Below are 14,841 nucleotides of genomic sequence, written 5' to 3'. Positions count from 1 at the left end.
GTAAGTACCTGTAGACCGCTTATCGATATCGTCCAAAGAAACGGCTGATGGTGCATTACGAGAACGACTAACAATTCTTATGGCTAAGTATTTACGCCAGGGTTATTTACTACTGCATGATTTTCTAAAAATGACCGAACGGTCGTGAACAACGGATGTCAGTTTCAAGTTTTGGATGTCGTAGACGATTTCTATCTAGATAGTCTTTGTGTCTAAGGTCTAAATTCAGAAACGAAGGCTTGAATCAACACTACTTTGAGCCTTCGAGACGCAAGGGGAGGTTGAATTATGGCTCCGTCATTACAACCATATCGTTCACTAAATTACCTACCACCCGTTCGTTAATTACGTAATGCAATCAGCCTAAACTTAAATGCTCATCAAACCGATACGACATACACTCACAGGTAAAGGTCAACGATCCTTAAATAAAATCAGCATCTTGTTATTTGATTCAAATACGACTGAATCATTTCCCAAGCTAAATAAATGAATTTTTTGGACTGATTTGAAAAAATCATCATTTAATATTTTATCATCAATCTCCGCTCGACTTGTGATAAAGCCTATTTCATTTGTAACATAGGTATTTTGATCAAGTCTATCAAACTCTAACATTCGAGTGTAATTATATAATTCACCTCGAAATGTAACGTTAGAGTCTACTATTAACTTATTTGAATCTAAGACAAACACAACATATTTAAAGTTAACAGAATTGATAGATCTTATATTTCCTGACAAACGATTGGAAGAGTAATAATTATTAGTCAGAGCGACCAAAACAACTCCCCCCAAGCATATAAAAACAAAAAATGAAAATAACTTTACATTATTACTTCGATGTGGCATATACATTACCATTTGATTTACTTAGAATATATAACTTGTTACTTTTGAATTTAAAGTGATGTAGTTCATCACACTTAATCTTATCGTTAGTAATTATTATCTTCTCACTAACATTACACTTTTTCGATAACAGTATTATTTTATCTTTATCTAAAGTCAGATCAGGGTAGTAATGCACCTTTTTATTTAAGAACATCCAAATAAAAGATAGAACTAGAAGATAAATTACTCCGATAATCATCAGTTTAAATTTATTTATTTTAATTGGCTTTTCAATTGATCGAGTTTTAGTGAATAGATTCGGTTTGCTTAACTTCGACTTTTCAGGGGTGTCCGTTATTCTATCACGCTTGATCTCATCATTATTGAATTTGTAGCCATTATGTATAGATAAATAATATCCAACTCCACGCTGACTTTTAATCTCCACTATTTTTTCAATCGGTTTTAATTGCCGACGAGTTTTTGATATTAGCTGAATCAGATTTGAGCTATCTGGTTGATATGTACCTATTTTTGAATATTCCCACACCTCATTAATTATTGAATCAGTACAAGTAACTTGACCTTTTCTTTTCAATAAGTAATAAAAAAGATTAAATTCATACTTGGTAAATTGAATATTCGTTCCATTATCACCAGACAATAGTCGCTGTTTATTATCAACAAAAAAATTTTCTTTGTTAATGTCATTAACCATAAAAATACACCTCCATGGTCTTTATAGCATCGATATCTTCCTTAAATAAGCTTGTAGTTAAAGAATGAATCAAAGTACACTAGAGTTAATTATAAATAACTTAGTGAAACAAACGACCATCATCGTTTTATTCCCAATGAATTAACATACAACTAAATTATAATCATTGCTGACCATTTCTAAATAGTTAAGTTAAATCAGTTTTGTTACATTTATATTTCACCAAAGATCCAACATTCAACTAAACAATAACTAAAGCCACCAAGCATAAGCACAGCCAATGATATACAGGGGAACACATTTAGAAGAGTGATATGGATGCCGTACCATAACGAAAACCTAGTTAATCAGTAAATAGATAACATTCACCTGAAAAATGCTTCCCGCCTAGTCTGCAACCAAACTCCCGGTTCCTTGATGCCTATATGCCATTTTAAACACTAATTCTACATCATATAAACAAACTAAAAATAGGCATTTAACATTATTCACCTAACTAATTTTACTCTTACTTTCCGTTTCATAGCTCAATATCAACAAAATAAACATAAAATAAAATAAAATAAAATAGATAAATAATTAAGGCTATCTACTACAAAACCGCAGATTAGCCCCCAATTCTCTGCAATTGAAAGAAAGATATGATCAGGTTCAAACATTCATCTTAATAAGAGATCTCAGCTCATTTAAGAAACAACTGAGCATGGATACCGCAAATTACGTATGATGCTGAAGGACTTAAACAAGAGATTTTGAAATGGCAGCTCCCGAAAGCAAGGTTCCCACACACCCCATCTCTCGATTTAGCAAGATAGCCTCGCTGGCGACTCGCGTTGGTGGTGCAATGGTGACAGAGGGTGCCAAGCAGCTAGTACAAGGCAAGCGCCCAAAAGCCAAGGACCTACTGCTAACGCCTGCAAACGCAAAGCGTATCGCTGACCAACTGGCACATCTGCGCGGCGCAGCAATGAAGGTAGGCCAATTGCTGTCTATGGATGCAGGAGACCTTATCAGTCCAGAGCTTGCACACATCCTCGCACGTCTGCGTTCCGACGCTACCCCAATGCCGGCTAAGCAGCTGTCGCAAGTCCTTACAGAGCAGCTGGGCAGTGACTGGCAAAGCCATTTTATCGAGTTTAATTTCAGACCAATCGCTAGCGCTTCCATTGGACAAGTTCATCAAGCCCACGCCGACGATGGCACTAAGCTCGCGGTAAAGGTGCAGTACCCTGGCATTCGCAAGAGCATAGATAGTGACGTAGATAACGTGGGTACCCTGTTAAACCTTATCGGCCTTATCCCAAAGGGTGTTGATTACCAAGGGCTATTGGACGAAGCTAAGAAGCAACTGCATGCCGAAGCCAATTACCGTAAGCTGGCGGTAAACACCCTATTGCAATAAAAAACGGAAGGTGATTAGCCTTCCGTTTCTTTCCTACTCAGCGGATTGTAAGTCTTTGATGTTTCATGGCATCAGCGCTTCTAAATTATCGGGTTCGACTGCCAGTCGCTCAAAACAATAGGTCAGATACTCTGCCGGTGCAAGCCATTCGCCTTAGCGGTCTCAACTAAGCTATACAAGATGCAACTGCTACGGGCACCACGCTCACTTTTAGTAAATAACCACGCCTTCCGTCCAACCACAAACGGACGAATGGCTCGCTCGCCTCTGTTGTTATCGATGCTAAGTCGGCCATCGTCAATATAGCGCATCAGTTTATCCCACTGACCCAATGTGTAATGAACCGCCTTTCCTAAAGCACTTTGTTTGGAAATACGAAGTACCGTCTTATCCAACCACTTTTTAAACTTCTTCAGTTCCGCTTTTGAGCTAGTTTGACGTTCATTGTATCGCTCTGTCGCTGAGCTATTACGCTCTTTGAGCAAAGCTTCTGTGCGATAGAGCTTTTTGATGTGAGTTAACGCAACACGAACACCACCTTAGTCATTACCTTGCACTTTCTGGGCATCGATAAATTTACGGCGTGCGTGAGCCCAGCAACCCACGAGAGTAGCCTCCGTATCATGATAACCTTTGTAACCATCAACATGCAGATAACCCTGATATCCATCAAGAAACAGAGAAGCATACTGACCTGAACGGCCCATTTGATGGTCATACAAGACAATATTGTGGGCGTTTTCGTTATAGGTTGGAGGCTCTGGGCCATCGGTACCTGAGCAATACACCCACATATAGGTTTTGCTCTTGTCACTATCCACTACTTTGACAGGCGTTTCGTCTGCATTAAGAGCACTTTCTTTAAGCAGGTGGCTTCGAAGGTGTGTCCAAACACTCTCTAAAATCTCCGCTCCTTGAATACCCCAGTCAGCCAGTGTTCGACGACTGATATCAATACCCCAATCACCAAATAGCGACGCAATGCGAGTTAACGGCAAGCCATATTGGAATTTCATGGCGATGACCTGAGCAACGAGACTTGGTGTTGCAAAGCTTTTAGGGAATACTGTTGCAGGCATAGAGGCTTGATAGATGACGGTTGATTCACCTTGTTGCTCGCAATGACGGCAGACACACTTAGGTCGAATATGTTGCTCAACTTCAACTTTAGCTGGGATAAAGACCAACTTCTCAGAAATGTCTTCCCCAATGGTATGGAGCTCATCACCACAATCCGGACAACATGTTTCCTCTGGCTCATGGCGAATTACAACTCTGGGTAAGTCTTTCGATAAGGGTTGGCGTTTGGGGTTGCGACGAGTTTTACCTGTTTCTAATGAAGGTTCAGTGGTTGACTCAGCTTCAACAGGCTCGTCTTCAATATCAAAAAGTTCACCTTGACCAGTATCGACCTCAGAGCTTGCGCCAAAACGATGATGTCGAGCTAAACGTAGCTCTTCAAGCACTTGGTAGTAACGATGTTTAAATTCATCTCGCTCAGCAGCCACTTCATCTCGCTCAGCAGCCACTTCATCTCGCTCTGAGACAAGCGTGGCAATCGTCATCTCAAGCTCGTGAAGAGTATGCTGAGATTTTAAGTGATTAGTGAGAGAATCATTCGTCGTTTTCATGGTATGAATTATACCATGAAATCAACTGTTAACTGGTTGGTTCTGTTGAAGTTTGAGCCTTATTCCATAAGGCTTTCAACGAGTACAGCACGGTGACCAGATAAAGAAAAACCAGCGAGTAATGCGTTCAGCTCATGAGGCGCTAACGTTAGTGTTTTCGTGCCTTTTGTCGGCCAACGGAATCGGTCGCGATCTAACCGTTTGTACCACAATGCGAAGCCAGTTCTATCCCAGTACAGCGCTTTCACTTTATCCTTCGACTTATTGCAGAAGACGAAAAGCGCAGACTGGAATGGGTCAAGCATCATGGTTTGCTCGACTAGGTAAGCTAAGCCGTCGATGGATTTACGAAAATCGACAGGTACTGGGTAGAGGTAAAGTTGGTCAAATTCAGAGAATGTCTTCACGCATTCACCTCACGAATAAGCTGTGCAACCCACAGAGGTGAAGTTCGATCACAAAGACTGATGCTGATGTGGCCAATCGTCAAAGAAATGGATGACGTGCAATCGATAAGGGGGGATGGGACATCATGTGAAGCTTCATGACTTGCATTGACCTTAACAAATTCTTCGACACCTTCTTGTAAGATTTTTAGTTCAATGCGATTACGATGGCGATAGAATGCTTGTTGGTTAATGTTGTTCTGATGACAAAACTTAGCGACGGACAAGCCGCTTTCACGCTGAGTTCGAATCATCGTCGCCCACTCTTCATCAGTTCTGGTACGGATAGGTCTTGGCATTGCTGATCCCTTTTAAGATATTGGAAGCCATGACCATATCGAATTTGGAGTGGGATTTTTAGATGGGGTTTACCGCCAGCTTACCTTCAAACGCTTTCAGCAGCTCCATATTAGAACGAGAGGTTTCAATGGTAATCACATCTGCATCCAACGCTGCTACTGAGTCGATAATTTCGTTAAATTCGCTATAGCACATATGAGTGTGGATCTGAGTTTCAGGCTTAGCACTTGCCGCTGATATTTTGAAACTCTCCACCGCCCAATCCAAATATGCTTGGTGATCACGCTTTTTCAGTGGCAAGCCTTCACGGATAGCTGGCTCATCGATTTGGATAATGTTGATACCCGCATCTTGCAAGTCAGACACTTCGTCACGCAGGGCAAACGCGAGCTGCTGCGCAATCTCCTTTCGTGAGATATCTTCACGAGGGAATGTCCAACATAAAATGGTAACTGGCCCGGTCAGCATCCCTTTCATTTGTTTTGAAGTTAGCGATTGTGCATAAGTCGACCACTCTACGGTGATCGGTTTTTCTCGCTCAATATCAGCCACGACAATAGCGGGCTTTACGCAGCGAGATCCATAACTTTGTACCCAACCAAACTTAGTCGTTTGGAAGCCCGCAAGATTCTCCGCAAAATACTCAACCATATCGTTACGTTCTGCCTCTCCATGGACCAAGACATCCAGATCTAATGCTTCCTGACGCTCGACTGCATCTGCAATATGTCGTTTTATGGCTTGGGTATAATCCTCCTCGGACAACTGACCTGCTCGAAATGCACTACGTTGGGTTCGGATTTCACCAGTTTGAGGGAAAGAACCAATGGTCGTGGTCGGCAATAATGGCAGCCCTAGTACATCAGCTTGGTAGCTAGCGCGTTCGGCATAAGGCGCACTGCGCTCAGCCAATATTTGAGTGATGCTGTTTACCCGCAACTGGACCTGAGGCTTGTTAACTTGCTGATTTGTTTTACGCTCAAAAATAGGCTGGCTATAAGCATGACAGGCATCAAGCGCCTCTTTATCGCCATCCAATGCCTTACCTAACAATGCGACTTCTTGGACTTTTTGTTTCGCAAACGCGAACCAACTTCGAGTATCACCTGGAAGCGTCTTTTCGAGCTCTAAGTCGACTGGGCTATGAAGTAGTGAGCATGAGCTGCCAACCCAGAGCCTTTCACCAAGCCTCTGTTTTACGGGCTGAAGAGCCGCTAACTGCTTGTTTAAGTCTGCCCGCCAAACATTGCGACCATTGATAACACCCGCGGACAAAACCCATGTGTCAGGCAATTTAGCAGCGACATGCTCAAGCTGATTAGGGGATGACACTAAATCGATATGTAGCCCATTCACAGGTAGAGAAAGGATCTTGTCCAACGAATCGTCGACAGAATCAAAGTACGTGGTCAAAAGCAACTTCACATCACCTTGAATCACTTGGTAGGCAAGCTTAAACGAATCCAGCCAATGGTCTTCTAGTTGCAAGCTCAGGATGGGCTCATCAATTTGTACCCACTCTACACCTTGCTGCGCCAGCTTCGCTAAGATCGCCTGATAAGCAGTTAGCAAACGCGGTAACAAGGTCAAACGGTCAAAGCCTTGCTCTACTTCTTTGCCAAGATATAGGTAACTTACTGGCCCTAGTAGTACCGGTTTTACTTTATTCCCTGCTTTTACCGCCTCACTCACCTCTTCGAAAAGCTGCGGCCAACTGACTTCAAAACTATCGTCTTGGCTGAACTCTGGAACGATGTAGTGATAGTTGGTGTTGAACCATTTCGTCATGTCTGATGCAGCACTGCCACTGCAACCACAATCGGCTTGAGATTGGCCTCGCCCTACTCTAAATAACGTATCTAAATCTGGAACACCTGCACTATGGCGCTTTGGCACATGGCCTAACAGTAAAGTCGTGGTCAGTACATGGTCATACCATGCAAAATCACCTACCGTGGAAAAACTCAGCCCCGCATCTGACTGCGTTTGCCAGTTCTTGTGTCGTAATTGTGCTCCCACATGTTGAAGCTCCGATTGTTCAATCTCGCCGCGCCAATATTGTTCCAACGCAAATTTAAGTTCTCTGTGCTCGCCAATACGTGGATAGCCTAAAATATGTGTGGTTGTCGTCATGTCCCTAGTCCTTATCGAGTTGTTAGCGTCAGGGCACCTTATTAAAAGGCGTCTGGATGGCTAAACTATCTCTCCGATTCACATCATGAACAATCTCCAAATATTCAACCTGTTTATTAAAAAAATTCATGCGGCAATAACCTTTAGCCATCTAGACGTTTACAAGCCTATCTAAACCGCGTAAGTTAAATGTGTTCATCATTACGGATATCAGATGAGAGGAATTCATGATTGAGTTAAAACACTTACGCACACTCACTTCTTTGCGCGATACAGGTTCACTGACCGCAACCGCGACCTCATTGCACCTGACTCAGTCGGCACTCTCTCATCAAATTAAGGATCTTGAAGCGAGAGTTGGAGGACAGTTGTTTCTGCGCAAAACTCGGCCAGTCAAATTTACTTCTGAAGGAGAAATCTTGCTAAAACTCGCGGATGAGGTTTTGCCTAAGCTGGCCAAAGCCGAAAATGAACTGGCGAGTTTGAAAGAAGACGTCAACGGCAGGCTGCATATGGCGATTGAATGTCACTCATGTTTTCAGTGGTTGATGCCGGCTCTGAAAGAGTATCAAGTGACTTGGCCGAGCGTGACACTAGACTTCTCATCCGGTTTTGGTTTTGAACCTTTGCCTGCATTGCTAGCTGGTGAACTCGACTTAGTGATCACTTCTGATATCCAACCTCGATCTGAAGTGCACTATGAGCCACTGTTTGATTTTGAAATGCGTCTTATCACAGCAACGAATCACGTATTGGCAAACAAAGAGTTCATTGAACCGGAAGATTTAGCAGTACAAACCATGTTGTCCTACCCGGTACAAAAGCAGCGATTAGATGTCGTGAAACACTTTCTTCAACCAGCAGGCGTTGAACCCAAGAAATGGAAACAAGCCGACAATACGCTAATGCTCGTGCAAATGGTTTCCGCCGGATTAGGCGTTGCAGCGTTACCGAATTGGGCTATCAGTGAGTTTTCAAGACAAGGACTCATTACTAGTAAGCCACTTGGAGAAGGATTATGGAGGCGACTGTTCGCAGCAACGCGTAACTCAGAGAAAGATAAACGCTACTTACAAGCGTTTTTCTCGACAGCACGCCAGCAATGCAAAAGCCACCTTGATGAAATCAAGATGGCTTAATAAATTCATATCTAACGCTGATAAGCTTTAAATTGGTTGGTAAGCGGATCGTATTGATAACCTAGTACATCTAGCTTACCGACAACACTCTCAATATCCATTTCGTACATACTGACCAGCTCTTCGAAGCTATCGCACTCCAGCCGCAGCTTTTCATTAACGATACCCAACAAAATGATGCTGTCTAAGTTGCCTACATTACTCAAGTCCATAACGGCGCTCCTTAACACAAGTACCTCAATTAAGCTTAGCGCCTTTTAGGTGATTAGAGCGTGACCACTATCCAAATCATGAGTAATTCGCTTTAGCTAAGTAGAGCCCAATCACATTAAGTTGAGGCTAATCCCCGTTTGAATGGTTGCCGAGCTCAGAAGCAGCAATAACGCGATACTGAGTTGCACTTTGTTCACTTCTTTCTGGCTAAACATATGAGTGCTCCAAACAATCACACCCGAAATCAGTAAACCCAAGCTAAGTAAAATCGCTTGAGTGGCAGCCTCCGCTGCTTCTACATCAATGGTCGTTGATTGGGCCAGTACCACCAGCGCCATCAACATTGCTGACACAACCCCCGAAACCGGTAGTATGCGGTGGAATGCTTGTAAACGAGTACGTGCGATCGTGAGTAACACATGCGCAAAGCTCGCACCCAGTAAGAACACTGATACAATCACACCCGCTGAGTTCGCCCAATTCGATTGCTCACCCACTGTGATCGCAACATAAGCGAATGCTAGACCGTTCGCCAAGTACATAACCCAAAGCGGGCCTTCGTCTCTGGTTTTCTTAGTTTGGACTTGAGAGAAGAAGTAGAACACCGCGAATACCACCATAAACGCTTCTATCTTGAGGGATGCAACGGCAAGCCACAAAATACCGATCGCTGGCAACATTTTATGGACACGCCCACGCTGGCCAGGGCATATGTCTCCCTTCACGAGAACCAAAGTTAAGATAAGTTGCGCGCCAAGTAGCATCGGAGCGAAGTTAGAGAGAAGTAGTTGAGTCATGCCAAGGTGTTAAATTGATTAGTTTGGGTAGCGCATGATAACCAAAGCCACCTTTAGGAGCAATTCAGTGGTGGCTGAAATGGTCTAAAACGTCCTGTTGAGTCACGACCCCAAGGTAGTTGCCTAAGTCATCAACTACCACCCAAGGCAACGGGCTCCCCTGATTTAACAAGGTCGACAGCTCACCGACTCGAGTATGGAAAGACACTGTCGAGATATCGGTGGTCATAACTTGATTCAAAGTCCGCTTTTTGATGGTCAGGTCTTTCGACGTTTCGAAGTCGCCACCTAAAGTTGGAGACAGATGTAAGTTCAAGCACGCTTTATCGACGATACCCACACACGTTTCACCATTCAAAATAGGGAGAGAATCGAGATGTAAAGAAGCGTCATTCAGCAGTGCTCTCGCTCTTTCAATCGTGTCTCCAGGCTCTAGCGTAGGAACGTAGCTTTTGGCGATACGTAATATCCCAATCCCGGTCAACGAAGACTTGCGCTGTAAAAAATCAGCCAGTCGTTCTTGGTATCCCCATGCACTTTCAAGGTTATCGATAGGTAATGGCTTGGAGAAAAAGTATCCCTGAATATAGTCCACTCCAATCCCACACAGCACTTCCAATTCATGTCGAGTTTCAACACCTTCAGCTACCACTTTCACTTCTAGCGTATGAGATAAGTCAGTAATCATTTTGACGATATGGTATTTGTGCGTCCCAACCTTGATGTTAGTGACAAATTCGCGGTCTATTTTGAGTAGATCAAAGTTACAGTCACTCAAGTAGGTAAAAGATGAGTAGCCTGTACCAAAGTCGTCGATTGCAACGCTTACTCCATGCATTCTCAAGTTGGTGATTAGTGACGATTGCGCTGATTCACTGTCGAAATACGCACTTTCCGTTAATTCAATGGTCACCAACTCAGGTGTTGAGGCATGAACACGAATCATATCTTCAGCGCTTTTCAATACCGCATCTGCACCTAACTTGGTATTGAGCGAGCGATTGATCGTAATACCTATGTTATTGCCAAACCGCTGATGAATTGTATCAAGCCCCTGTAAGGATTTTTTCCCTACGCACCAGTCTAGTTCAGAGACTAAATCTAGGTCCTCTGCGATGGCGACCATTTCTTGTGTATTCATGATTTGGCCATCAGGATCTCTAAAGCGACACAGGGCTTCAAATTTGGCGATATCCCAATTACGAGTATCCACTATTGGCTGATAGAATACCTCGACATTTTCATTTCGAATTGCCGTCACTGCAACGTCTTCCATCTCTTTGCGGCGTAGTGCTTCTCGGTGAATGGATCCATTATAAAAAGTAATCATCCCCTTCATATCACCGGTTTGTTCCAGCATCGCTTGAACCGCATGTGGCACAAGTAGCTTGGGATTATTGGTGTCATGACCGAGAATGGATACTCCCACTTTACCGTTGAATAATGCGTCATGAATCTCGTGACCTGCGTCGCGATTCAATTCAGAAAAAAAACTGCGTATGGTCTGTTGTATGACTCGGACTTGGCTTGGCCCTGATTTTTTTTCACACTCTAAACACACCACAAAATAGTTGTTTCCGAGGTAGCCTGAAAGTTGACAGTGATTGTTTTGAGAAAGGTGCTCGGATAATGACTGCCTGAGCTCATATTCATTTACTCGGGCAATATTAGGAACAAAGGCCAGCACCAAATAAATCATATTCTCGTCTGAGTTCATCCATTTTTGAGCTAAGCGCTGAGTGAATTGCTGCTCTGTTGGAAGTTGAGTCAGCAGCTCAACACCACCTAACTCCATGTCCGCCACACGATACAAATGATTAGATAGATCAACAAAGTAGCCTAAATATAAGGTTCTATCTCGAATAACGATTTTCTGTAATGACAAGTCCTGAGGAACAATATGTCCTTGCCCAGTTTTGATTAAAACGGTGCCCGTCCATTTGCCCGACTCTTGTACTTGTTGCCACATATTGTCGTAGAAGCTACTACTATGCTTGCCGGAGTCTAAGCTCCGAAACGGTTTCCCTATTAATTCAATATTGGCGTAGCGGCAGTGTTTCTCAAAGTAACGGTTACATAACAGGATGTTACGCTCGGCATCTATAGCTATGATGCCATGAAGAGGGTTATCAAAGACTTGTTTAAACAAAGAGCCATACGTAGAGCCATTAGTCGGAAAGGAGAGCAACGGATACAGTGTGCCCACCACAGTGTGGCGATCGAGTGATTGAAAACAAAAACACGAAAAGCAAAGCTTGCCTTTCTCGAGGTTAATACAACAACTATACGTTTTAGGCGTGCTAGTCGCTCTCGAAAATAAAGTCAGTAATCGCTCTTGGTCTTCAAAAGATAAGCACGCCATCAGAAAGTGTGTGGTTAACGGCGGCAACTTCGACGCAAATACCTTCTCGCATTGTTTCTGACTAATTTCAAAGGACGAATCCTTTAAACTCCATTTCCACTCCACACAAGGGCGCTTCGTTTGAGCTATTCCACCACTCTGCGAACTGAAGCTGTGTCCTTGCATGTTCCATCCTACACACCCAAAGGTGTACCACCTGCCTATATAAACATTAGGACATTTTCATTAGATTTGATATTCGGGTTGTACCTCTGGAATTGCATCTGTATTAAGCAAATAATCTAAGACATCTCGTTGCTCTACGATGCCTTTAAATTTTCCGTCTTCGTTAACCAAAATCCAAGGAAACCTCGGATGCTCTTCAAGTAACACGCGAATTTCTTCTAGGGAAGTACGATAGTCAATCTGAGAAAACGACAGAGACATCATTTGATGAATCGAACGCCTCCATATAGCGGACTCCTTACTCGACTCCAAATCTGTGCCCATGGTTGGCGTTAGATACAAGTTAATCTCTCGTTTGCCAATAATGCCAACACACTTTTGCTCAGTGATAACAGGGACGGTAATCAAACGGGCGTCAGATTCGAATAGCTTGGTCGCAAATGAAACACTATCACCAGGGTCGAGCGCCACTCGCCGATGTTTTGCTAATGTATAGATAGCATTGTGCTGTACAGCAAAATCACCAAGGTCTTTGAACTCAGGTTTACATTCGTAGAGCTGAGCTTCATCAATACGTTCAATTGGAATCGGTTTGGAGAAAAAGTACCCTTGCATATAGTCAATACCTAATGCTTGTAGGGTTCTCGCTTCGTGAAGAGTTTCAACACCCTCTGCAATCACCTTGACGCCGAGGGTATTTGACAGTTGAGTGATCATTTTAACGATATGATACTTGTTACTTTTCACCTCAATATCTGTGACAAAATCTTTGTCTATTTTCAGGTAGTCAAAGTGGCTATCACTTAGGTAACTAAATGACGAGTACCCAGTACCGAAGTCGTCTATTGCAACCGAAACCCCATGTTTGCGCAGTTCGTTGAGGGCATCTTTGTGGCTAGATTCGCTATCAAAATAGGCGCTTTCGGTCAGCTCGATAGTGATGTTCTCAGGGCAGTCTGTATACTTCTCGATAAGATCTACGGTATTACGTAAGATTTGCTTGGCACTTAGTTTGGTATTGAGCGATCGGTTGATCGTCAGCCCCGTTGTCTCACCATAGACTTGACGAATAGTCGGCAGTGCCTGCAAAGACTTCTCTCCCACCAACTTGTCTAGTTCAGGAATTAGGTCTAAGTCTTCCGCTACGTTGATCATTTCTTGGGTGTTGAATGACGACTCCCTGGTTGATGTAAAGTGACACAGCGCTTCAAACTTCACGATCCGCCAAGTGGCAGTATCGATGATCGGTTGGTAGTAAACTTCAATCGCTTTTTGTGCGAGAACCGACTCAACCACCTCTTCTAAGCGCTTTTTACGCATTAGCTCTTTGTGGATTTTACTGTGGTAAAAGTTAATGACACTTTTAGAACTGCCATGATTTTCCAGCATTGCTTGCGTGGCATGAATAACACTTCTCGCAGGGCTGTCTGTATCGTAACCAAGCAAAGAAACACCCACACGGCCATTAGTGATTCGACTGTGCATCTCATCACCGCCTTCCAGCTTGCAGTCGCTAAAAAATTGCTTAATCGACTGCTGCAGGGCACGACTTGGGGTGCCTTGCGCTACCATAGGGTACTCAACACAAGCGATAAACAAACCATTCGAGAGATAACCAGCTATGTAACAATGGCGATTTCTAAGCAACATTCCCGAAAACGCGAGCTGCTGACTATGAGCATGTTCTTCTGCTATTTTGGGCTCCATCACCAACACTATTTTCCCAGACTCACTCAATGGGCTTTCGCAGCGGTGTTGTAACAATTCGATGAACTTCTCTTTGGTTGGCAACTGCGTAAGCATCTCCACATCGCCTTCGCCCTCACCTGCCACTCGGCCTAAGTCGTTACTCAGATCAACCGTGAGGCCGATATAATAAGTTTGACCATTGAGTTGCAGCTTCTGAATCGTAAGTTCTTGCGGATAGATGCTCCCATTAGCATGGCAAGATAAAATATCCCCTTTCCAATAACCTTGTTCATCAACTTGACACCACATCTGTTGGTAGAATTCGGGAGAATGTTTATCGGCGTTTAGAATGTTAGTTTTCAAGCCAATCAAGTCATTCCGGCTAAAACCAGTTTGATTCTCGAAGTATTGATTGCAGGTAAGGATACGAGTTTGTTCATCAGTGATGACCACGCCATGGTGGGAGTTTTCAAACAATGCCAAAAACACATTGGTCATTTGATCACCATTAGGCAAAACAAGCATCTGTCTCACCGTACCTTGGATGGTGTGTTTATCAAGGCGTTCTATATAAAGTTCCGTGTATACGACGTAATTGTTGTTTGGCCGAACACAGCAACTCAGGTACTCTGCCCCACCTGATTTCGACAAACGTTTGACTACATCCAGAATGCCCACTTTTTCATCATCAGATACATGTGATAGCAGGTCATTCACGTTTTTTATTGGCCGTTCAAATGCAAGCGCATTGATAAACGAGCCGGGCTCAAAGAGAAACGATTTATCCACAGTATTTAGACTCCAATCCGAATAGGAGTAAGGACGTGTTGGCAGCTTATTGCTCCGTATTGGTATCATCACAGCGTTGGATTCCATTCCACTCATTGCGGCACTCCCCTCTCATATGCACCCACACACATTAAGTGTAGAATATCCATATAAAAAATGCGTAATATCTTCCGCTAGATAGTGTCGCCACAAGTCGCTATAATTCGCCCTCGCAGAATTAGAG

The 14,841-nt window shown here is 43.4% G+C and carries 9 protein-coding genes and 3 pseudogenes; 2 read left to right on the top strand and 10 right to left on the bottom strand.

The features are described 5' to 3' along the window. Positions 1 to 414: 414 nt before the first annotated feature. Together ACXABW_RS05735 and ACXABW_RS05730 are read right to left on the bottom strand one after the other, a co-directional pair. Positions 415 to 852, bottom strand: coding sequence for a hypothetical protein (locus ACXABW_RS05735; protein WP_457524465.1), 438 nt, complete (start codon positions 850 to 852; stop codon positions 415 to 417). Then, positions 836 to 1,552, bottom strand: a complete 717-nt coding sequence (locus ACXABW_RS05730; protein WP_457524463.1) for a helix-turn-helix domain-containing protein — start codon at positions 1,550 to 1,552, stop codon at positions 836 to 838. Before ACXABW_RS05730 ends, ACXABW_RS05735 begins: the two co-directional genes overlap by 17 nt. Before the next feature lie 757 nt (positions 1,553 to 2,309). On the opposite strand from ACXABW_RS05730, the pseudogene ACXABW_RS05725 reads away from it, so the two are divergent. Beyond that, a pseudogene (locus ACXABW_RS05725) lies at positions 2,310 to 2,933 on the top strand (AarF/UbiB family protein); the annotation flags it as partial. A gap of 84 nt (positions 2,934 to 3,017) precedes the next feature. Here the strand turns inward: ACXABW_RS05725 and tnpC are convergent. The 4 genes and pseudogenes from tnpC to metE form a co-directional block, all read right to left on the bottom strand. Continuing rightward, positions 3,018 to 4,519: pseudogene (gene tnpC, locus ACXABW_RS05720) on the bottom strand (IS66 family transposase). A 125-nt stretch (positions 4,520 to 4,644) separates the two neighbouring features. After that, positions 4,645 to 4,992 (bottom strand): IS66 family insertion sequence element accessory protein TnpB, encoded by a 348-nt coding sequence (gene tnpB, locus ACXABW_RS05715; RefSeq protein WP_105065621.1) that lies wholly within the window; start codon positions 4,990 to 4,992, stop codon positions 4,645 to 4,647. Further along, positions 4,989 to 5,330: an IS66 family insertion sequence element accessory protein TnpA gene (tnpA, locus tag ACXABW_RS05710; RefSeq protein ID WP_457524461.1), complete on the bottom strand. Its 342-nt coding sequence runs from the start codon at positions 5,328 to 5,330 to the stop codon at positions 4,989 to 4,991. The genes tnpB and tnpA overlap by 4 nt, the downstream gene beginning before the upstream one ends. Positions 5,331 to 5,415: 85 nt before the next feature. Continuing rightward, a pseudogene (gene metE / locus ACXABW_RS05705) lies at positions 5,416 to 7,464 on the bottom strand (5-methyltetrahydropteroyltriglutamate--homocysteine S-methyltransferase); the annotation flags it as partial. A 227-nt stretch (positions 7,465 to 7,691) separates the two neighbouring features. Between metE and metR the strand changes: the two are divergent. Then, positions 7,692 to 8,603, top strand: coding sequence for an HTH-type transcriptional regulator MetR (gene metR, locus ACXABW_RS05700; RefSeq protein ID WP_252030416.1), 912 nt, complete (start codon positions 7,692 to 7,694; stop codon positions 8,601 to 8,603). A gap of 11 nt (positions 8,604 to 8,614) precedes the next feature. Here metR and ACXABW_RS05695 read toward each other — a convergent pair whose 3' ends face one another. From ACXABW_RS05695 to ACXABW_RS05680, 4 genes are all read right to left on the bottom strand, one after another. After that, positions 8,615 to 8,815, bottom strand: coding sequence for a DUF4250 domain-containing protein (locus tag ACXABW_RS05695; protein WP_252030415.1), 201 nt, complete (start codon positions 8,813 to 8,815; stop codon positions 8,615 to 8,617). Between the two features lie 111 nt (positions 8,816 to 8,926). Continuing rightward, a complete protein-coding gene (locus tag ACXABW_RS05690; protein WP_457524459.1) occupies positions 8,927 to 9,613 on the bottom strand; it encodes a hypothetical protein in 687 nt (228 codons plus the stop codon). Positions 9,614 to 9,677: 64 nt separating this feature from the next. Continuing rightward, positions 9,678 to 11,762: an EAL domain-containing protein gene (locus ACXABW_RS05685; RefSeq protein WP_457524457.1), complete on the bottom strand. Its 2,085-nt coding sequence runs from the start codon at positions 11,760 to 11,762 to the stop codon at positions 9,678 to 9,680. A gap of 438 nt (positions 11,763 to 12,200) precedes the next feature. Then, on the bottom strand, positions 12,201 to 14,714 hold the full coding sequence (locus ACXABW_RS05680; RefSeq protein WP_457524455.1) for an EAL domain-containing protein: 2,514 nt from the start codon (positions 14,712 to 14,714) through the stop codon (positions 12,201 to 12,203). Positions 14,715 to 14,841: the final 127 nt, after the last annotated feature.

Source organism: Vibrio paucivorans, from assembly GCF_054053395.1.
This window is presented reverse-complemented; position numbering and strand designations above follow the sequence as displayed.

Excerpts from the sequence above, each read along its gene's own strand:
- ACXABW_RS05730 (WP_457524463.1), bottom strand. The coding sequence starts at position 1,552 with ATGGTTAATGACATTAACAAAGAAAATTTTTTTGTTGATAATAAACAG.
- ACXABW_RS05735 (WP_457524465.1), bottom strand. The coding sequence starts at position 852 with ATGCCACATCGAAGTAATAATGTAAAGTTATTTTCATTTTTTGTTTTT.
- ACXABW_RS05690 (WP_457524459.1), bottom strand. The coding sequence starts at position 9,613 with ATGACTCAACTACTTCTCTCTAACTTCGCTCCGATGCTACTTGGCGCG.
- ACXABW_RS05695 (WP_252030415.1), bottom strand. The coding sequence starts at position 8,815 with ATGGACTTGAGTAATGTAGGCAACTTAGACAGCATCATTTTGTTGGGT.
- tnpA (WP_457524461.1), bottom strand. The coding sequence starts at position 5,330 with ATGCCAAGACCTATCCGTACCAGAACTGATGAAGAGTGGGCGACGATG.
- ACXABW_RS05680 (WP_457524455.1), bottom strand. The coding sequence starts at position 14,714 with ATGAGTGGAATGGAATCCAACGCTGTGATGATACCAATACGGAGCAAT.
- metR (WP_252030416.1), top strand. The coding sequence starts at position 7,692 with ATGATTGAGTTAAAACACTTACGCACACTCACTTCTTTGCGCGATACA.